The 19,730-nt window shown below is 63.5% G+C and carries 14 protein-coding genes; 4 read left to right on the top strand and 10 right to left on the bottom strand.

The annotated features are described in order from the left end of the window. Positions 1-210: 210 nt before the first annotated feature. Entirely contained in the window at positions 211-552 is a 342-nt protein-coding gene (locus FSO04_RS08390; RefSeq protein WP_168435613.1) for a hypothetical protein, read from the bottom strand. A 116-nt stretch (positions 553-668) separates the two neighbouring features. Next, positions 669-1,364 (bottom strand): arylesterase, encoded by a 696-nt coding sequence (locus FSO04_RS08395; protein ID WP_154559237.1) that lies wholly within the window; start codon positions 1,362-1,364, stop codon positions 669-671. On the opposite strand from FSO04_RS08395, the gene FSO04_RS08400 reads away from it, so the two are divergent. Beyond that, positions 1,363-2,049 carry an ABC transporter ATP-binding protein gene (locus FSO04_RS08400; RefSeq protein ID WP_154559238.1) on the top strand — a complete coding sequence of 229 codons (687 nt, stop codon included), beginning with the start codon at positions 1,363-1,365 and terminating at the stop codon, positions 2,047-2,049. The genes FSO04_RS08395 and FSO04_RS08400 overlap by 2 nt on opposite strands. A gap of 157 nt (positions 2,050-2,206) precedes the next feature. Here FSO04_RS08400 and pgi read toward each other — a convergent pair whose 3' ends face one another. From pgi to FSO04_RS08415, 3 genes are all read right to left on the bottom strand, one after another. Beyond that, positions 2,207-3,829 carry a glucose-6-phosphate isomerase gene (pgi, locus tag FSO04_RS08405; protein WP_154559239.1) on the bottom strand — a complete coding sequence of 541 codons (1,623 nt, stop codon included), beginning with the start codon at positions 3,827-3,829 and terminating at the stop codon, positions 2,207-2,209. 328 nt (positions 3,830-4,157) lie between these two features. Further along, the gene (locus tag FSO04_RS08410) at positions 4,158-5,783 is read right to left on the bottom strand and encodes an NAD(P)H-hydrate dehydratase (RefSeq protein WP_154559240.1); all 1,626 of its coding nucleotides are present in this window, start codon (positions 5,781-5,783) and stop codon (positions 4,158-4,160) included. A gap of 84 nt (positions 5,784-5,867) precedes the next feature. Further along, positions 5,868-7,166, bottom strand: a complete 1,299-nt coding sequence (locus FSO04_RS08415; RefSeq protein WP_154559241.1) for an FAD-dependent oxidoreductase — start codon at positions 7,164-7,166, stop codon at positions 5,868-5,870. A 280-nt stretch (positions 7,167-7,446) separates the two neighbouring features. On the opposite strand from FSO04_RS08415, the gene purL reads away from it, so the two are divergent. Next, entirely contained in the window at positions 7,447-11,526 is a 4,080-nt protein-coding gene (gene purL, locus FSO04_RS08420; RefSeq protein ID WP_154559242.1) for a phosphoribosylformylglycinamidine synthase, read from the top strand. Positions 11,527-11,595: 69 nt separating this feature from the next. Here the strand turns inward: purL and FSO04_RS08425 are convergent, their stop codons facing one another. The 5 genes from FSO04_RS08425 to FSO04_RS08445 form a co-directional block, all read right to left on the bottom strand. Continuing rightward, positions 11,596-12,375 carry a peptidylprolyl isomerase gene (locus tag FSO04_RS08425; protein WP_154559243.1) on the bottom strand — a complete coding sequence of 260 codons (780 nt, stop codon included), beginning with the start codon at positions 12,373-12,375 and terminating at the stop codon, positions 11,596-11,598. A gap of 11 nt (positions 12,376-12,386) precedes the next feature. Then, positions 12,387-12,701, bottom strand: a complete 315-nt coding sequence (locus FSO04_RS08430) for a BolA family protein (protein WP_054042675.1) — start codon at positions 12,699-12,701, stop codon at positions 12,387-12,389. A 1-nt stretch (position 12,702) separates the two neighbouring features. Then, the gene (locus FSO04_RS08435) at positions 12,703-13,233 is read right to left on the bottom strand and encodes a septation protein A (RefSeq protein ID WP_154559244.1); all 531 of its coding nucleotides are present in this window, start codon (positions 13,231-13,233) and stop codon (positions 12,703-12,705) included. Between the two features lie 264 nt (positions 13,234-13,497). Beyond that, the gene (gene msrB / locus FSO04_RS08440) at positions 13,498-13,920 is read right to left on the bottom strand and encodes a peptide-methionine (R)-S-oxide reductase MsrB (protein WP_154559245.1); all 423 of its coding nucleotides are present in this window, start codon (positions 13,918-13,920) and stop codon (positions 13,498-13,500) included. Positions 13,921-13,958: 38 nt separating this feature from the next. Next, positions 13,959-15,515: a protein adenylyltransferase SelO gene (locus FSO04_RS08445; protein WP_154559246.1), complete on the bottom strand. Its 1,557-nt coding sequence runs from the start codon at positions 15,513-15,515 to the stop codon at positions 13,959-13,961. A gap of 259 nt (positions 15,516-15,774) precedes the next feature. Between FSO04_RS08445 and FSO04_RS08450 the strand changes: the two genes are divergently transcribed. Beyond that, positions 15,775-17,460, top strand: a complete 1,686-nt coding sequence (locus FSO04_RS08450; protein WP_154559247.1) for a 3-(methylthio)propionyl-CoA ligase — start codon at positions 15,775-15,777, stop codon at positions 17,458-17,460. Between the two features lie 142 nt (positions 17,461-17,602). Next, positions 17,603-19,687, top strand: coding sequence for a 3-hydroxyacyl-CoA dehydrogenase NAD-binding domain-containing protein (locus FSO04_RS08455; protein ID WP_154559248.1), 2,085 nt, complete (start codon positions 17,603-17,605; stop codon positions 19,685-19,687). Positions 19,688-19,730: the final 43 nt, after the last annotated feature.

A 19,730-nucleotide genomic window follows, 5' to 3' on the forward strand; every position in this document is an offset into this window, starting at 1 on the left:
TCGATCAGATAGGTAAGGTGGGCTGAGAGCATCGTGCCGAAAAGTTAACATCCCGGCGCGCCGTTTACAACCTCTTCCTGCTCTGCAAATGAAAATGCCGTTCAGTGCTAACTGAACGGCATTACCGCAATTGCGGGGCATTTTTATTTGACGAGTGCAAGCGCGTCAAACGTTCTGCTCGGGAGCGCGGCTTGTTATGCCGTCAGCCGCCTAGAGGCAAGCGCTGATCGAACTGGTGGCATCGCTGCCCGCAGCGCCATTGGCGCGGAAGCCGACCCATGAACCCGGGCCGGTGTAGGAGGGCCGCACGACGGCTGCTGCGCCGTTAGGCGGCTGCTGACCCGGCATATAGACATCCATTGCCTGGTCGTTAGCCATGATGTCTTGCGACACGACTTGCTGTTGCGAGCTATCGGCCCACTTGTGCGCGATGCACGTAGCGACGGCCTTCGGCGGCTGCTGGCTTTGGCCCACGGATTGGACGCCGACAGGCGGTTGAGCGGCGGATGCAGAAATTGCCACGGTCAAAGCGATTAACGGTAAATATTTCACGTTATCTCCTCAGAAGTCGCTCAGAATCGAGCCGGGTTGCGCGGGATTACGAAAGTCGGAGCGATCTTGCCGATCCGCGCTCCCCAATTACCGGAAACAAGTTGTTAGCGAGCTTTTCAGTGCGGCGAACTTGCGCGAAGGAGTGGCTTGATAGCCGGCCACACGTTGTTGAGTAGCACCGGCTGTGCCTGCTGCGTGGGATGGATCTGATCCGCCTGAAACATCTCCGGTTTGTCGGCGATGCCGGCCAGCAGGAAGGGCACCAACGGCACGCGCAATTGCTTCGAGAGTTCGCCGTACAGGCCGTGGAACTTTTGCGTGTAGTCGGGGCCGTAATTGGGTGGTACATACATGCCGACCAGCACGACCTTCGCGTGGCCTTGTTGAGCCTGCTCGATGATCGTGCGCAGGTTGTCTTCGGTTGTGGCGAGCGGCACGCCGCGCAATGCATCGTTGGCGCCGAGCTCGACGATCACGATACTCGGCTTGAGCCGTTGCAGGAGCGCCGGCAGGCGGGCCCGGCCACCGCTCGTGGTGTCGCCGCTGATGCTCGCATTGGCGACGCTATAATCGATTCGCTCATCGGTGAGGCGCTGGCGCATCAAGGCAACCCAGCCAGTGTCGCGGGGCAAGCCGTATTCGGCGGAGATGCTGTCGCCGAGCACGACGATCACCGGCTTGGCCTGTTCGGGCGGGTTGGCCGCATGGGCTGGGAAGGGCAATGAAAACAGGGTTGCGGCCAGCACGGCCGGGCCGAATGCAGTAGTCAGCGCCGTCGCTACGGCGCGCACTTTCAACCTACGCTTCACCATGCTAAACAAAACTGATCCAGTCATTGAAGTGCGGGGTTTGTGCAAGAAGGTTAAGGATGCAACAGGCGAACTGACGATTCTCGAGGACATCGATCTTGCTATCGATGCCGGCAGCAGTGTGGCGATCGTCGGTGCATCCGGGTCGGGCAAGTCTACGCTGCTCGGCTTGCTCGCAGGATTGGACAGTGCGAGCTCTGGCTCGGTTCGGCTGCTTGGTCGCGAGCTCACCGAACTGGACGAAGATGAGCGTGCTGCGTTGCGCAGCGGTTCGGTCGGTTTCGTGTTCCAGTCGTTTCAACTGATGCCGCATTTGACGGCGCTCGAAAACGTCACCCTTCCGCTCGAACTGCAAGGCGGCATCGGTACGCGCGAGGCCGCGGCGCGTGCGCGCGGATTGCTGGAGCAGGTGGGGCTCGCCAAGCGCACCGGGCACTATCCGAAGCTGCTGTCGGGCGGCGAACAGCAACGGGTCGCGCTCGCGCGGGCCTTTGTCACCCATCCGGCGATTCTGTTCGCCGACGAGCCGACCGGCAGTCTCGATGCAGCCACCGGTCACGCGGTGATCGATTTGATGTTCGAGATGAACCGTGCGAACGGCGCCACCTTGATCCTCGTCACGCACGACATCGAGCTGGCGCGCCGCTGCGATACGACGGTGACCATCGAAGCGGGACGTCTGGCCTAGGAAGCGTGCCAGCCACGCGTCACTCGGTCGTATAAAGCAAAGTGGGCCACAAGGGCCCGCTTTGCTTTTCATCTCATGCAACTCGATAACGCAACGCCGCTAACCACGCGCCCGTGAGCAATCAGCGCATGCGGCACGGGCAAGCGCGCCGTTACGCTCATCGCTTCAAGGCAGCCCGCGCCCGCGCGATCAACGCCGACGTCGACGAGTCATGCTTCTTCTCATCGACGCTTGCCGACGTCAGATCCGCCTCGACCACCTTGCCGAGGATCTTGCCCAACTCGACGCCCCATTGATCGAACGGGTTGATGTCCCATACCGATGCCTGCACCAGCACCTTATGCTCGTACAGCGCGATCAATGCGCCGAGCGAACGCGCGGTGAGTGCATCGACCAGCAGCGTGCTGGTCGGACGGTTGCCCGGAAACACCAGATGCGGCGCGAGTTCCGGCTTGTCCGCACCGGCAACCTTCTTTGCTTCTTCGAGCGTGCGACCGAGCATCAGTGCTTCGCTTTGCGCGAAACAGTTCGCGAGCAGCTTCGGATGATGACTGACGAGCGGATGCTCCGGCGTCAACACGGCGATGAAATCGATCGGCACGATCGTCGGGCCCTGATGAAGCATCTGGAAAAACGCATGCTGACCGTTCGTGCCCGGTTCGCCCCAGGTCACGGCGGCGGTCGGATAGTCGACCATTGCGCCATCGAGACGCGCCGACTTGCCGTTGCTCTCCATTTCGAGCTGTTGCAGATACGACGGCAGGAAATGCAGCGCTTCCGAATATGGCGCGACCAGATAGCTTTGCGAGCCGAAGAAGTTGCGATACCAGATGCCGATCATGCCGAGCAGCACCGGCAGATTCTTCTCGAGCGGCGCGTCGCGGAAATGCTGGTCCATCTCGTTGGCGCCGGCCAGCAGTTCGTCGAACTGTTTCGGCCCGATCGCGATCATGATCGACAGACCCACTGCCGACCACAGCGAATAACGCCCACCGACCCAGTCCCACATCTCGAACACATTCTCTTTCGCGATGCCGAACCTGACCACCTCGGCCGGGTTCGCCGACACGCCGACGAAGTGCTTCGCCAGCGCACTCTCCGGGCAGCCTTTCTCGATGAACCAGTCGCGCAGCGAGCGCGCATTGGTCATCGTTTCGAGCGTCGTGAAGGTCTTGGAGACGATGATCGCAAGCGTCTCTTCGGGATCGATCATCTGCATCACGTTGTACAGATCCGCGCCGTCCACGTTCGACACGAAGTGCGTGGTGATCTCGGGCGTAGCCAGATGATGCAGCGCGTGCACGACCATCTTCGGCCCGAGGTCCGAGCCGCCGATGCCGATGTTCACGACGTAGCGAATCCGCTTGCCGGTGTAGCCGGTCCACTCGCCGCTGCGGACCTTGTCGGCGAACGCGGCCATCCTGGCGCGTTCGGCCAGGATTTCCGCATGGAATGGAGCCTTCGGATCAGTGGCGCGCAGCGCGGTGTGCAATGCGGCGCGGCCTTCGGTCGGGTTGACGACTTCGCCCGCGAACATCGCGTCGCGGCGCTTCTCGACGCCGGCTTCGCGCGCGAGTTCCGCCAGCAGTTTCAGGGTTTCGTCGGTGATGCGGTTCTTCGAAAAATCGGCCGCGAGACCGCCGCCCGTGAACGCAAAGCGCTCAGCACGGGTAGGGGCGGGATCGTTCTCGGGGGCGAACCAGTCGCGCATGTGCGCATCGCGAATCTTCTCGTAATGCGTTTGCAGCGAGGACCAGGAGGGGAGCGAGTTCTGCGTCATAGCGTCCGTCTAACGAAGGGGCACGAAGAAAGGCGCGCGCGTGAAGCGCTGCCGAGGATGATGCAACGATGCTGTTAGAGCGATGCCGCGCGGTGGGGTTCGCGGTGGGTTACGGGGAAACTTCGCGAGTCCGCCCGGAATCGAACGGCTCACCGAAATTTCGCCGTAACCCGCGATGAACCCGACGCGCGGCGCAGTCAATCAGTATAACGGCGTTGTGTGACGGGTGGCAGCGGTTTGGGAGTCCCATGCAAACTGTGGGATGGGGCGCCACGTTCAGGACACCCCGTTTGAGGCGCTGCATGGGGCGCTTCATTCACCCGCTGAATCATCCACCCGTTGCCGGATAGAACATACGGTTGAGCAAAGTTCGCACCATCGGGGCGAGTTCACCCGCCGTCAAACCGGCTGGGCCGTGGCCTTGCGCGCTGAGCGTGTCGGCGGCGAGGCCGTGCAGGTAGACGCCTGCCAGCGCGGCTTCGTAACGCGGCAGATGCTGGGCAAGCAGTGCGCCGATGATGCCGCCGAGCACGTCGCCGGTGCCGCCTGTCGCGAGTGCGGCATTGCCGGTCGGATTGATCGCGACGCGGCCGTCCGGCGCGGCGATAACCGTGCCCGTGCCTTTCAGCACGACTACCGCGGCAAAACGCGCGGCTAGTGCCCGCGCTGCGGCGAGGCGGTCGCGTTGCACGCTTCGCGCATTGGTGCCGAGCAGGCGCGCGGCTTCCAACGGATGCGGCGTGAGCACGCAGGGATCACCTTGTACGCCGCGCGCGGTGACTTCGGCCGCGAGCGATGAGTCTGCCGAAATCAGATTGAGCGCGTCGGCGTCGAACAGTTTGGGTACGTCGAGCGTCAGCACGTCGTGCATGACACGCGTGGCGATGTCGCGCAGACCCATGCCGCAACCGACGGCGAGCGCGTCCATTTTGTCGAGCGGCAGATCGTCGATCGCATGCAGCATCAGTTCGGGATGCGGCGGATCGTAGGGCGGGGCGCCGTCGCCGAGCAAGGCAACGTGTACTTTGCCCGCACCGGCGTAGAGCGCCGCGCGCGAGGCGAGGATCGGCGCGCCGCACATGCCGGTGTCGCCGCCGACCACGGCGAGGCTGCCGAAGGTGCCCTTGTTGGTGGCAAAGTCGCGCGGCGGCAGGAAGTCGGTGAACAGCGCCGGCGCGTTGAGTTGCACGGCCGTGCGGGAGGTGCTGTCAATGCCGATCGGCGCCACCGTTACCGTGCCGGCAAGATCGCGGCCCTGCGCCGTGAAGAGGCCGGGCTTTGCGCCGATGAAGGTGATCGTATGGGTGGCGTGGACTGCGGTGCTGTCGTTCTGGCTTTCGCCTTGCCCCCCGCCTTGCCCCTGTTTTTCGCCGACGACCGTGCCGGTGTCGCTGTCGAGGCCGCTTGGCGTATCGAGCGCCAGGACGCCGCCTTTTCTGGACTTTGCTTTCGTGCGTTGTGAGAGCTGGCGGGCGATGGCAGCAAAGACGCCCTCCAGAGGGCGGGTCAGACCGATGCCGAACATGCCGTCCACCAGCCATGTATAGCTTTCCAGCGAAGCCGGCGGTGTCGATGTAATGGCTACGCCTGCGGCCCGGGCGGTGTCGAGCGCCCAGCGGGCGTCGTCCGGCTTGACTTCAAGCGGCATGCAAAGATCTACGGCGATACTTGCGCGGCGTAGCTCCGCGGCCACGATCAATGCGTCGCCGCCGTTGTTGCCCGGGCCTGCTACGACCCATACCTTGTGCTTCGATTTTTCGATCGATGTGTCGCGGGTGATCAGCTCTTGCAGGTAGCTCGCGGCTGCTTTGCCGGCGCGAGACATCAGGGTGTGCTGAGGCAGTGCCGCCGCGGCCTGGGTTTCAAGGATTCGCAGGTCGGTTAGCGTGAGCAGCGGCAACGCGCGGTTGTGCGGGCTGATTAATGTCGGGAGCGTGGATTCGGGCACTGTCATGGCGAGGCTTGGAGTTCACCTTGGGCAAGGTGAGGAAGCGTTGGGAGCCACTATGGTAGTGCCGATATGCTCCCGCCGCGCCATTTACTGGAATCGGTCCGCGCGCAGCGCAGCCAGCGTGTCCGCGGGAACGTCGGGGGTCTTGTCCGAGATCAGGTCGGCGATCAGCTTGCCTGCCCCGCATGCCAGACCCCAACCGGCCGGCCCGTGGCCGGCGTTCACGAACAGACGCGGATGAAGCGCATTGCCGATCACAGGCATTCCGTCCGGCGACAGCAGCTTTACGCCTTCCCACGGCAAGGCTGCGGAGATCCGGGCAGCGCCCGGAATCCAGTCGTGAGTCGCCTGGCCCAGCAGCGCCAGCGCTTCCTTAGTCAACGCTTCGCCGAGCGGCTTGTCGATCTGCCCAGCACTTTGCAAAACCGCGCCGCCCGCAACCCGCAGGCGATGATTCATGCGGCTGACCGTAATCCGCTTGACCGCGTCGACAATCGCGACGTGCGGTGCGCATTCCTCATGGGCGATCGGCGCCACCAGGTTATGCAGGCGCAGCGGATGCAACGGCAGCCGCAGCCCCAGCCGTTCGAGCAGCGGCAGACTGCCGTAACCTGCAGCGACGACGATCGCATCGGCGTTGATCACGTCGACTTCGCGTGAACGCGATGCCATGCCAGGCCGTGGCGCCAGTTCCACCGCGGCACGCTGACCTTCGAGGCGAATCGCCGAGACTTCGCAGCCCAGCATGAATTGCACGCCGCCCTGGGTATCGAGGGTTTGCTTGATCAGTTTCGCGAAAAGCGGGCAGTTGGCCGTGCGCTCGTGGTCGAACAGCACGCCGCCAGCGAATTCCGGCTCGGTCCGCACGGAATGCTCGAACGCGGCGCATTCGGCCGGCGTGAGCACATGGTGCGGGACTTCGTATTGGCGCAGCAGCTCGAGCGCGGTCTGGGTCTGCTGCCATTCCTGCTCGGAACGCACCAGATAGAGCAGGCCGCTCGCCTGCTCGAATTCCAGCCCGAAGCGCGCTTCGACGTCGGCCATCGCCTCGCGCGATGCTTCGATCAACGGACGCAGCCGCGCGTACTGGCGGCTGAACGCCTCCGGCTCCTGCAAAGCGGCCAGTTGCTTGATGAACTGGCGCGCCGGCCCGTTGAAGCCGGTCTTGCTGATCACGCCGTTTTTGGCGCCCTGACGGCTCGCCATGAAAGTCGGGCCGAACCAGACGTCGAGCGGGGTCGGCAGCACGGTGCCGCCGTGCCCATAGGTCGCGCCTTGCGCGACCGTTGCGTGGCGCTCGACGACGCATACCCGGTGACCGGCCGCGCGCAGTTGATAAGCGGTGGCGACGCCCACAATCCCGCCGCCAATGACGATGACATCCATGATCTGATTCGATTTGCCGGCGGGACGCCGAAACGCCGCGTTCCCGTTAAGCGTGGCATGCGGCGCACTGCCCGGGATTGCTCAGGCTGCCTGCGCCGATCTGGTGAAAGGGCGAATGATAGCAGTCAAAACGTCAGACCGGCCACGCAGACCCCGCCAAAACCCTGGTGCGACGCCCGTTGGAAGGCCGTTCCCGGGGTATAATCTCGGACTTCCTTTCCGCCTCACGTCGCCTTCACGCGCGACTCATCGGCATCATTAGCGACGCAACGTCAAGTCCATGGCCCACTTCTCGTGTTTCCCCGGCGCTTCGGCCCTTTCCGATTTCCGTCAAACCCGCCTGCTCGACACGCTTACGCGCATCGACGCCAACATCACCGGCGTGCGCGGGCAATATCTGCACTTCGTCAACGCGCAAACCCCGCTGTCCGCGGAAGACAACGCGAAGATCGAAGCGCTGATGCACTATGGCGATCCGCTCGAAGAAACCAAAGAGCGCGGCGCGGCCGAAACCTTCCTCGTGGTGCCGCGCTTCGGCACGGTGTCGCCGTGGGCCAGCAAGGCAACCGATATTGCTCACCTCTGCGGTCTCACGCAGGTGCGCCGTATCGAGCGCGGTGTCGAATACACGGTCACGCTGAAAAGCGGTCTGCTGGGCGGCAAGAAGGCGCTCTCCGACGAAGCCCGCGCGGCCGTCGCCGCGGCGCTGCACGACCGCATGACCGAAAGCGTGTCGCCCTCGCGTGACCACGCACTGCATCTGTTCGACGAACTGCCGGCCAAGCCGCTGCAAACCGTCGACGTGTTGAGCAACGGCCGTGGCGCGCTGGAGGCGGCGAACACGGAACTGGGCCTCGCGCTCGCCGACGACGAAATCGACTACCTCGTCGACGCCTTCACGAAACTCGGCCGCAACCCGACTGACGTGGAACTGATGATGTTCGCGCAAGCCAACAGCGAACACTGCCGTCACAAGATCTTCAACGCGGACTGGACGATCGACGGCGAGAAGCAGGACATCTCGCTGTTCAACATGATCCGCAACACGGAGAAGCTGAACCCGCAAGGCACGATCGTCGCGTATTCGGACAACTCGGCGATCATGGCGGGCGGCGTGGCTGAGCGCTGGTTCCCGCGCACGCCGGCTGAACCCGGCGCGATGCCCGAGCACTATCGCCGCAACGTCGAACTGACGCACACCTTGATGAAGGTGGAAACGCACAACCACCCGACCGCGATCTCGCCGTTCCCGGGCGCTTCGACCGGCGCGGGCGGCGAAATCCGCGACGAAGGCGCGACCGGCCGCGGCGCGCGTCCGAAGGCGGGTCTGGCGGGCTTCACGGTGTCGAATCTGGAATTGCCGGACGGCGTCGAAGCCTGGGAAAACGCCCGTGACGCCGCGCAGCCGCTGGCCCACCGGAACCCGGACGACAAGCACGAAGCTTACGGCCGTCCTGACCGCATCGCATCGCCGCTGCAAATCATGATCGACGGCCCGCTCGGCGGCGCCGCGTTCAACAACGAATTCGGCCGGCCGAATCTGGGTGGCTATTTCCGCGCTTACGAGCAGAACGTCGCGGGTCTGGTGCGCGGCTATCACAAGCCGATCATGATCGCCGGCGGCATCGGCAATATTTCGGATCAACACACGCACAAGCACGATCTGCCGGAAGGGTCGCTCCTGATCCAGATCGGCGGCCCGGGTATGCGCATCGGCATGGGCGGCGGCGCCGCCAGTTCGATGGCGACGGGCACCAACACGGCCGAACTCGACTTCGACTCGGTCCAGCGCGGCAATCCGGAAATCGAGCGCCGTGCGCAGGAAGTGATTAACGCGTGCTGGCAGCTCGGCGAGAAGAACCCGATTCTGAGTATTCACGACGTGGGTGCGGGCGGTCTGTCGAACGCGTTTCCGGAAGTCGTGGACGGCGCCAGCAAGGGCGCGATCTTCGATCTGCGCAAGATCCAGCTGGAAGAGAGCGGTTTGTCGCCGCGCGAAATCTGGTCGAACGAGGCGCAGGAGCGCTACGTGCTCGCGATTGCGCCGGCCGATCTGCCGGCCTTCGAAGCCATGTGCGAGCGCGAGCGTTGCCCGTTCGCGGTGGTCGGCACGGCTACGGCTGAACGTCAGTTGAAGGTGCTCGATTCCGAATCGAACGAGGACGCCGCACACGAGCCGGTCGACATGCCGATGGAAGTGCTGCTTGGCAAGGCGCCGCGCATGCATCGCGACGTCAAACGCGTCGAGCAGAAACTCGAGCCGGTGGATGTTACGGGCATCGCGTTGTCGGAAGTCGCGGTCAGCGTACTGCGTCACCCTACGGTGGCCAGCAAGTCGTTCCTGATCACGATCGGCGACCGCTCGGTGGGCGGCACGACCGCGCGCGACCAGATGGTCGGCCCGTGGCAAGTGCCGGTGGCCGACGTCGCGATTACGACGATGGACTACGCGGGCTTCCGCGGCGAAGCGATGACCATGGCCGAGCGTACGCCGCTCGCCGTGATCAACGCGCCGGCGTCGGGCCGCATGGCAGTCGGCGAGGCAGTCACCAACATCGCGGCGGCGCCGATCGCGTCGCTCGATAAACTCAAGCTGTCGGCAAACTGGATGGCCGCATGCGGCGCAGCGGGCGAAGACGCCGCGCTGTACGACACGGTCAAGGCCATTGGCATGGAGTTGTGCCCGGCGCTCGGCATCAGCATACCGGTGGGCAAGGATTCGCTGTCCATGCGCACCAAGTGGGAAGATCGTGGCGTGGCGAAGGAAGTCGTCGCGCCGGTCTCGCTGATCATCTCGGCATTCGCGCCGGTCGAAGATGTACGCAAGCACCTCACGCCGCAACTGCGCAGCGCGGGCGACGTGGGCGACTCCGTGCTGATCGCGATCGACCTTGGCCGCGCCAAGCATCGTCTGGGTGGCAGTATTCTCGCGCAAGTCACGCAGCAGGTCGGCGACACGGTGCCGGACGTCGACGATCCAGAAGATCTGAAGCGTTTCTTCACCGCGATCCAGTCGCTCAATAGCGACGGCAAGCTGCTCGCGTACCACGACCGCTCGGACGGCGGCCTGTGGGCGACGGTTTGCGAAATGGCGTTTGCGGGCCACGTCGGCGTGTCGCTGAACGTCGACATGCTGATACTCGATCCGAACCACGAATCCGATTTCGGCGACGCGAAAGACTGGGCGAAGCAGACCAGTGGCCGTCGTGAAGACCGCACGATCCGCGCGCTCTTCACCGAAGAACTTGGCGCCGTCATTCAGGTGCGCGCAGCGGATCGCGACGCGGTGCTGGGCGCATTGCGCGAACACGGTCTGTCGGCATGCTCGCACGTGATCGGCAAGACCAACGAGCGCGATACGATCGAAATCTATCGCGACGCGAAGAAGATCTACGACGCACCGCGTACCGAATTGCATCGCGCGTGGAGCGAAGTGAGCTGGCGTATTTCGCGTCTGCGCGACAACCCGGCTTGTGCCGATGCTGAATACGATGCGCTCTCCGATGCGGCCGATCCGGGCATCTCGCCGGTTCTCACGTTCGATCCTTCGGAAGATGTCGCCGCACCGTTCATCGGCAAGGGCGCACGCCCGCGTGTCGCGATCCTGCGTGAGCAGGGCGTGAACTCGCACCTCGAAACGGCTTATGCATTCGACCGCGCCGGCTTCGACGCGCACGACGTGCACATGAGCGACCTGCTGGCCGGCCGCGCCAACCTGGCGGATTTCGCCGGTGCGGTGGCGTGCGGCGGCTTCTCATACGGCGATACGCTGGGCGCCGGTGAAGGCTGGGCGAAGGCGATCCGTTTCAACTCGCAACTGGCCGATATGTTCGCCGCGTTCTTCGGCCGCGAAGACACGTTCGCACTGGGCATCTGCAACGGCTGCCAGATGATGAGCAGCCTCGCGTCGATGATTCCGGGCGCCGAAGCCTGGCCGAAGTTCACGCGCAACAAGTCGGAGAAATTCGAAGCGCGCTTCTCGCTGGTCGAAGTGCAGGCTTCGCCGTCGATCTTCTTCGCCGGCATGGAAGGCTCGCGCATTCCGGTGGCGATTGCGCACGGCGAAGGTTATGCGGACTTCTCGCAGCAAGGCGATGCGTCGAAGGTGGCTGTGGCGATGCGTTACGTCGATCACCGTGGGCAGGCAACGGAGCAGTATCCGTTCAACCCGAACGGTTCGCCAAATGGCATCACGTCGGTTACGACGCCTGATGGCCGCTTCAGCGTGCTGATGCCGCACACCGAGCGCGTGCATCGCGCGGTGCAGATGAGCTGGCATCCGGAAGGTTGGGGTGAGGGCAGCACGGACGCGAGCCCGTGGCTGCGCGTGTTCCAGAACGCACGCCGCTGGTTGGGTTGAAGCGCACGCAGAAACAAAAAACCGCCCGAGGGCGGTTTTTTTATTCCGAAGCGGCAGCGCAAAAACTGCTTACTGAATCTTCGCGTTCTTACGCAGGCCTTCTTCGAACGCCTGCAGCTTTTCCTGCTGGATTTGCTGCACGATCTGCGGACGCACTTGCTCGAGCGGCGGCGGCGCGATGTTGCGCACGTCGTCGACACGGATGATGTGCCAGCCGAATTGCGTATGCACCGGCGTGTCCGTCATCTGGCCTTTCTGCAGATGCGTGGCCGCGTCCGCGAATTCAGGCACGTAGGCCTTCGGATCCGACCAGTCCAGATCGCCGCCGTTCTTGCCCGATCCCGGGTCCTTCGAGAATTGCTTGGCAAGGTCTTCGAAGCTTGCGCCGGCCTTGATCTTGGCGATCAGATCCTTGGCTTGCTGTTCGTTGTCGACCAGGATGTGGTGCAGGTGATATTCCTTGCCGCCCGCGTCCTTGATCAGCGCGTTGTAACGCGCGGTGACTTCGGCGTCGGTCGGCGTGTTGTTCTTCACGAAGTCTTCGATCAGCGCGCGCAGCACGACGGTTTGTTGGGCAACGGAGATTTGCGCCTTGATATCCGGACGATTCGGCAGGCCGCGGCGCAGCGCTTCCTGCATCAGGATCTCGCGGTTCACCAGCTCTTCGCGCACGGCCATTTGCAGTTGCGGCGTGTTTTGCTGGCCTTGATGAACCAGTTGATCGATCAACGCGTCGGCGCGTGCTTTCGGAATCGGCGTGCCGTTCACGACGGCGATGTTCTGTGCGAATGCAGGTGCGGCCGCAAATGCAGCCAGCAATACCCAAAGGCGGGTTTTCTTCAAGGTCATCGAAAGGTTTCCTAGCGGGGCAACAAAGCAAATTCTTCGGGCGTATACGCCGTGATTGCAAGGGCGTGAATGCCGCGCTGCATGGCATCGGCCAGCGCATCATACACCATGCGATGCCGCGCCACGCGGGCTTTCCCGGCGAATGCGGCAGCCACGATCGTGACAGAAAAATGACCGCCGGCGGAGGCGCCCGCGTGGCCCGCGTGCTGCGCGCTGTCATCCGTGATCCGGATCGAGGCGACCGGCGCGAGCGCCGCGGTGAGGCGCGCCTCGATCAGCGCGGCGCGCTCGGCGGTCGTGGCGTGCATGAACACATCGCTCGTCATGTCATTCTTCCTTCATATACTTCGACAGCCACAAACTCTGTCCGACGATGAATACCACCAGGCACCCGGTGGCGCCGAACAGCTTGAAATTGACCCACTGGTCGGTCGTGTAGTTGTACGCGACGAACAGGTTCACCAGCCCCAGCAGCACGAAGAAAATCGCCCAGACGATGTTCAGCTTGCCCCAGATCGCGTGCGGCAGCGTGATCTGCTTGCCCATCATCGCTTCGATCAGGTTCTTGTTGAAGGCCAGTTGCGAGATGATCAGCGCGACCGAAAACGCCCAGTACAGCACGGTTGGCTTCCATTTGATGAACGTGTCGTTGTGCAGCACGAGCGTCGCGCCGCCGAAGACGGTGACGACGCCGAGGCTCACCCACAGCATCGGATCGACCTTGCGGTGGCGGAATGCCACCCACGCGATCTGCACCAGCGTGGCGACGATCGCCACTGCCGTCGCCGTGAAAATGCCCCAGATCTTGAAGGCGACGAAGAACAGGATGATCGGGAACAGATCGAACAGGAATTTCATTATCTGGTCGGGAATTCGGAGAGTGGGTTGGAGAGTCGGAGAATTGGGGACGCGGCGCGGGGCGCCCGGTGGCAGGGATGCTGCTTAAAACCCGCCGCGGCAGCCGGGAACGGCGCGTTGCGCCATTCGAAGCATGATTGCCGCGCCGGGTCGACCGCCGGGTTGACCGGTTTGCAAGCCGGATGAAGGGTGTCGCGACCGGCGCGCGCCTGATGACAGACGCCGGCCGCACATCGTTCAACGGGCGCCGGACTCCGCGCTGCGTTACTTGGGCTCGAATTGTAACGCAGCCGAATTGATGCAGTAACGCAGACCGGTCGGCGCCGGTCCGTCTTCGAACACGTGGCCCAGATGTGCGCCGCAGTTCTTGCACTGCACTTCGATGCGCAGCATGCCGTGCGTGCGGTCGGTTTTCTCGGCGATCACTTCGCCGTTGATCGGCTTGAAGTAGCTCGGCCAGCCGCAGCCGGCGTCGAACTTGGTGTCCGATTCGAACAGCGGCGTGCCGCAGCAGACGCAGTCATAGATGCCGCGGTCCCAGTGGTCGTGATAGCGGCCGGTGAAGGGGCGCTCGGTGGCCGCGTGGCGCGTCACCTGGTATTCGATGTCGGAGAGCTGTTCGCGCCACTCGGCGTCGTCTTTCTGCACGGCGGGGGCGCCGGTGTTGAGGTCGTCGGGCTTGTTCATGGTCGGGGTTCCTGTCTCAAGATTGTTTTGGGGGCTCGTTACGAAGAGCAACTCACTTCCAGCGAGCTGGCCCAATCCGGCGGCAGCCCCGCATACGCCTCGCTTTCCGGCTGCTCGTCGAACGGGCGGCGCAGGACGGCTGCCAAACGTTCCACTTCGGAGAAGTCCTTCTCTTTCGCTCGGCGGATCGCCGTTTCTGCCAGATGATTACGAAGTACGAATTTGGGGTTCACGCGGTTCATTGCGATGGCGCGCGCGGCGTCGTCGCGTGTTTCTTCGGACAGTCGCGCGCGATAGTCGTTCACCCACGCGTCGAATGCGGCGCGGTCGAGGAACAGGTCACGTACCGGCGCGTCGCAGCTCGCATCGTGTTTGGAAATGCGCGCCAGATTGCGGAAGGTCAGCGTGAAATCCGCACGGTTGGCGTGCATTACTTCGAATAGACGGTTGATCAAGGTGTCGTCACCGTCGCGCTCGCTTTCGAGGCCGAGCTTGGCGCGCATGCGTTTCTCCAGCGCCGGCGCGAAACGCTCCTTGAAGCCGCCGAGCACGCGCTGCGCGTCTTCGATCGCCTTGTCGCCACGCACGCTTTCCTCATGCTTGACACCCAACAGCGGCAGCAGACCCTGTGCGAGGCAAAAGAGGTTCCAGTACGCAATCTGCGGCTGCATCTTGTACGCGTAGCGGCCTTGCGAGTCCGAGTGATTGCAGATGTAGCCGGCGTCGAAGCCGTCCATGAAACCGAACGGGCCGTAGTCGATCGTGAGACCGAGGATCGACATGTTGTCGGTATTCATCACGCCGTGGCAGAAGCCCACGGCTTGCCATTCGACCATCAGATCGGCGGTCGAATTCACGGCTTCATTCAGCAGCGCGAGATACGGATCGTCGGCTTCGCGGCAATGCGGATAGAAGCGCTCGATCACATGATCGGCGAGCGCGCGCAGTGCATCGACGCGATCGTTCGAATAGAAATGCTCGAAGTGCCCGAAGCGCACGAAACTCGGCGCGACGCGCGTGACGACCGCCGCGGTTTCGACTTCCTCGCGGCGCACTGGCTGGTCGGAGCCGATCACGCACAGCGCGCGGGTGGTCGGAATGCCGAGGTGATGCATCGCTTCCGAACACAGATATTCGCGGATCGACGAACGCAGCACGGCGCGGCCGTCGCCCATACGCGAATAGGGCGTGCGGCCCGCGCCTTTGAGCTGCAGCTCGAAGCGCTGACCATTGTGTTCGACTTCGCCGAGACCGAGCGCGCGGCCGTCGCCGAGCTGGCCCGCCCATACGCCGAACTGATGCCCCGAATACACCGACGCATACGGCAGCGCTTCGGAAGGCCACTCACGCGTGGCGTTGCCTGAGAACAGTTCGGCGAACCCCGGATCATTCTGGAGCCCCGGCTCTAAACCGAGCAACGCGGCGGTCTCTGCGGAGAACCCAACCACGTAGGGCGCACTCAGCGGCGCCGCGGGCAGCCGTGTCAGAAACACGCTGCCGAGCCGCGCAAATGCGCTTTCGGGCGAGGTGATCAGTGCGTCGGAAAGAGCCGCTAAAGGCCCGGATAACCCTGCAATGCTTGGGGAAAACGACATGTTGAGCGCCTCTGGATTAACCGATATTGTAAGTCCGCGCCCGCGGAGGTGCTGGCCGGCTGTTAGGCCGAGGTTTAGCCAGACACGCGCCTGCGTGCCGGACGTCTTCTGCCGGAGCGCGTCTGGCGCCGCTTCAGCGCACGCCGCGCGGACTCGCCGCAGCGTTTCGTGCGATTCAAACGTGACTCAAACGGAGCGCGCCGCGCGGCCCCCGAGCTACAACCCCAATGACGCAAACAAGGCGAGGAGACCTCTCTTTATGACGACGCCGCTGCTTGGCCAGATGATGGACGTGCCGCTCACCGTGTCCTCGTTGCTCGCGCATGCCGCGCGGCATTTCGGCGACACCGAAATCGTGTCGCGGCGCATCGAAGGCGACATGCATCGCTACACCTACCGCGACTGCGAAAAGCGCGCGAAGCAGCTGGCGCAGGCGCTGATCGCGCTCGGCGTCGAACCCGGCGAGCGGGTGGCCACGCTGGCCTGGAACGGCTACCGGCATCTGGAAGCGTATTACGGCACGACCGGCTTCGGCGCCGTGTGCCACACCATCAATCCGCGGCTCTTTCCCGATCAGATCGCCTACATCGTCAACCACGCCGACGACGCCTACGTGCTCTTCGACACCACGTTCGCACCGCTCGTCGATGCGCTGGCGCCGCAGTGCCCCAAAGTGCGCGGCTGGATCGCACTGGCCGATGAAGACCATCTGCCGAAGATGCAAACGCCGGTGCTGAGCTACGAAACCTTGGTGGAAGCGCAGGATGGCCATTACGACTGGCCGGCCATCGACGAACGGCAGGCGTCCTATCTTTGCTATACGTCCGGCACCACCGGCAATCCGAAAGGCGCGCTGTACTCGCACCGCTCGACAGTCCTGCACGCGTTCGGTGCATCGCTGCCCGACGCGATGAGCCTGTCCGCGCGCGACTCCGTGCTGCCGGTCGTGCCGATGTTCCATGTGAACGCCTGGGGCATTCCGCATTCCGCGCCGCTGACCGGTGCGAAGCTGGTCTTTCCCGGCAAGGATCTCGACGGCAAATCGCTGTATGAATTGATGGAAAACGAACGCGTCACGTATTCGGCCGGCGTGCCGACCGTGTGGCTGGGCTTGCTCAACTACCTGCGCGAAGCCAAGGTGCGTTTCTCTTCGTTGAATCGCACGGTGATTGGCGGCTCGGCCTGTCCGCCGGCCATGCTGCGAGCCTTCGAGGACGAATACGGCGTGCAGGTGATCCATGCATGGGGCATGACGGAAATGTCGCCGCTCGGTACCTTGTCGAAACTGACGTGGGAACAGAGTCAGCGTCCGTTGGCAGAGCAGCGCAAACTGCTCGAAAAGCAGGGCCATGTGCTGTACGGCGTCGATATGAAGATCGTCGGCGAAGACGGGCGCGATCTGCCGTGGGACGGTGTGGCGTTCGGCGATCTGCACGTGCGCGGCCCTTGGGTGATCGACCGGTATTTCCGCAAGGACGATTCGCCGCTGGTGGACGGCTGGTTTCCGACCGGCGACGTCGCCACCATCGACCGCGACAGCTTCCTGCACATCACGGATCGCTCGAAAGACGTGATCAAGTCGGGCGGCGAGTGGATCAGTTCGATCGACATCGAGAACGTCGCGATCGCGCACCCGGCGGTGGCCGAAGCCGCGTGCATCGCCTGCGCGCATCCGAAATGGACCGAACGGCCATTGCTGGTGATCGTCAAACGGGCGGGTTTCGACGTGACGCGCGAGGAACTGCTCGCGTTCTACGACGGCAAGGTGGCCAGATGGTGGATTCCCGACGACGTCGTCTTCGTCGACGAACTCCCGCATACGGCCACCGGCAAGCTGCAGAAGCTCAAACTGCGCGACATTTTCCGCGACCACATCCTGCCGTCCGCGCTCGAAGACGAGAAGGATTGCCCCCTGACTCCGCTTGCCAGGGGAAACCCCGTCTAACGATAAATTGAACGAGCGTGCTTTTTTGTGTATTCTGCCTGCTGACCCCGGGGAAATCGGAGCTAAAGTCGGACAATGAGCCGACTCGATCAACCGGACAGGCGGCGCGTCATGCGCCGCCTCATCGCACGGAGGCAGGCAGATGGCAGTGGACTACACAACTCATGACGGCGTGGCCGTCATCACGCTGAACAATCCCCCCGTAAACGGTCTCGGCCTCTCGACTCGAGCCGGTATCGTCGAAGGGATCGAGCGCGCGCAGAACGATCCGGCCATCAAGGCGATCGTGCTGACGGGCGCCGGCAAAGCCTTTTCGGGCGGCGCCGACATCACCGAATTCAACACGCCGAAGGCGACCCAGGAGCCGACCCTCCATACGGTTATCAAGACCGTCGAGGGCAGCGCCAAGCCGGTTATCGCCGCGATTCATAGCGTCGCGATGGGCGGCGGGCTGGAACTGGCGCTCGGCGCGCACTACCGCATCGCCGCACCCGGCGCGCAGATCGCGCTGCCGGAAGTGAAGCTCGGCATCCTGCCGGGCGCGGGCGGCACGCAGCGTCTGCCGCGCGCAATCGGCCTTGAAGCCGCGCTCAACATGATTGTCTCCGGCGCGCCGGTGATGTCGGAGAAGCTCGCCGACTCAGGCCTGTTCGACGAAGTCGTGGAAGGCGATCTGGCTGAAGCCGCGCTCGCGTTCGCCCGCAAGGTCGGCGCGAAAACGGGCCCGCATCCGAAGGTGCGCGACCGCAAGATCGAGCATCCGAATGCCGCCGGTTTCATCCAGTTCACACGCAATACGGTCGCGGCGATGGCGAAGAATTTCCCGGCGCCGCTGAAGTGCATCGACGCCGTGGAAGCGGGCGTGCAGAGCGGTTTCGACAAGGGCCTTGCATTCGAACGCGAATGCTTTATCGCGCTCGTGCAGACGCCGGAAAGCCACGCGCTGCGTCATGCGTTCTTCGGCGAACGCGCCGCGAGCAAGATTCCCGATGTGCCGCCAGACACGCCGGCGCGCGACATCAAGCAGGTGGCCGTGATCGGCGCCGGCACGATGGGCGGCGGCATCGCGATGAACTTCATCAACGCGGGCATTCCGGTCACGCTGCTGGAAACGAAGCAGGAAGCGCTTGACCGCGGCATCGCCACGATCCGCAAGAATTACGAAGCCACCGTCAAGAAAGGCAAGCTGAAGCCCGAAGCGCTGGAACAGCGCATGGCCTTGATCACGCCGACGCTCTCCTACGACGACCTGAAAAACGCCGACCTGATCGTCGAAGCGGTGTTCGAGGAACTCGGCGTCAAGGAGCAGGTGTTCAAGCGTCTCGACGAAGTGGCGAAGCCCGGCGCAATCCTGGCCTCGAACACGTCGACGCTGGATGTCGACAAGATCGCCGCTTTCACGAAGCGTCCACAGGACGTGGTCGGCATGCACTTCTTCAGCCCGGCCAACGTTATGAAGCTGCTCGAAGTGGTGCGCGGCAAGGACACGGCGAAAGACGTGCTCGCCACCGTCATGAAGCTTGCGAAGAAGATCAAGAAGACCGCGGTGGTCTCGGGCGTGTGCGACGGTTTCATTGGCAATCGGATGATCGAGCAGTACATCCGCCAGGCGCTCTTCATGCTCGAAGAAGGTGCGCTGCCCGCGCAAGTGGACAAGGCGATCGAGAAGTTCGGCTTCGCGATGGGCCCGTTCCGCATGAGCGACCTGGCGGGTAACGACATCGGCTGGGCGATCCGCAAACGCCGCTATCAGGAACATCCTGATATGCACTACTCGAAGATCGCCGATCGTCTGTGCGAGACGGGGCGCTTCGGCCAGAAGACCGGTGGCGGCTGGTACGACTACAAAGCGGGTGACCGCACTGCGTATCCGTCGAAAGTGGTCGACGAGATGATCTCGACCTTCTCGAAGGAAGCCAACACTGAGCGCCGCAAGATCAGCGACGAAGAAATCGTCGAGCGTCTCGTGTTCGCGCTCGTCAACGAAGGCGCGAAGATTCTCGAGGAAGGGATTGCGTCGAAGGCGTCGGACATCGACATGGTTTATCTGACCGGCTACGGCTTCCCGCTCTATCGCGGCGGTCCGATGCTGTACGCGGATACGGTCGGCCTCTACAACGTCGAGCGCGCGATTCGCCGCTATGCATCGCGCCCGAATGGCGACGCCTGGCAATTGGCGCCGAGCATCGCGGAGCTCGCGGCCAAGGGCCGTGGGTTTAACGGCTGAAGCGCCGCCGCTCAGGCGAAATGAGTGAAATGAATGAAGTGGG

The sequence above is a fragment of the Paraburkholderia madseniana genome (assembly GCF_009690905.1).
In the GTDB taxonomy this organism is placed as follows: Bacteria; Pseudomonadota; Gammaproteobacteria; order Burkholderiales; family Burkholderiaceae; genus Paraburkholderia; species Paraburkholderia madseniana.

What these genes read in the sequence shown, in the direction of transcription:
- FSO04_RS08455 (WP_154559248.1), top strand. Translation starts at nt 17,603, where the DNA reads ATGGCAGTGGACTACACAACTCATGACGGCGTGGCCGTCATCACGCTG.
- FSO04_RS08415 (WP_154559241.1), bottom strand. Translation starts at nt 7,166, where the DNA reads ATGGATGTCATCGTCATTGGCGGCGGGATTGTGGGCGTCGCCACCGCT.
- FSO04_RS08450 (WP_154559247.1), top strand. Translation starts at nt 15,775, where the DNA reads ATGACGACGCCGCTGCTTGGCCAGATGATGGACGTGCCGCTCACCGTG.
- msrB (WP_154559245.1), bottom strand. Translation starts at nt 13,920, where the DNA reads ATGAACAAGCCCGACGACCTCAACACCGGCGCCCCCGCCGTGCAGAAA.
- FSO04_RS08435 (WP_154559244.1), bottom strand. Translation starts at nt 13,233, where the DNA reads ATGAAATTCCTGTTCGATCTGTTCCCGATCATCCTGTTCTTCGTCGCC.
- pgi (WP_154559239.1), bottom strand. Translation starts at nt 3,829, where the DNA reads ATGACGCAGAACTCGCTCCCCTCCTGGTCCTCGCTGCAAACGCATTAC.
- FSO04_RS08425 (WP_154559243.1), bottom strand. Translation starts at nt 12,375, where the DNA reads ATGACCTTGAAGAAAACCCGCCTTTGGGTATTGCTGGCTGCATTTGCG.
- purL (WP_154559242.1), top strand. Translation starts at nt 7,447, where the DNA reads ATGGCCCACTTCTCGTGTTTCCCCGGCGCTTCGGCCCTTTCCGATTTC.
- FSO04_RS08445 (WP_154559246.1), bottom strand. Translation starts at nt 15,515, where the DNA reads ATGTCGTTTTCCCCAAGCATTGCAGGGTTATCCGGGCCTTTAGCGGCT.
- FSO04_RS08410 (WP_154559240.1), bottom strand. Translation starts at nt 5,783, where the DNA reads ATGACAGTGCCCGAATCCACGCTCCCGACATTAATCAGCCCGCACAAC.
- FSO04_RS08400 (WP_154559238.1), top strand. Translation starts at nt 1,363, where the DNA reads ATGCTAAACAAAACTGATCCAGTCATTGAAGTGCGGGGTTTGTGCAAG.
- FSO04_RS08395 (WP_154559237.1), bottom strand. Translation starts at nt 1,364, where the DNA reads ATGGTGAAGCGTAGGTTGAAAGTGCGCGCCGTAGCGACGGCGCTGACT.
- FSO04_RS08430 (WP_054042675.1), bottom strand. Translation starts at nt 12,701, where the DNA reads ATGACGAGCGATGTGTTCATGCACGCCACGACCGCCGAGCGCGCCGCG.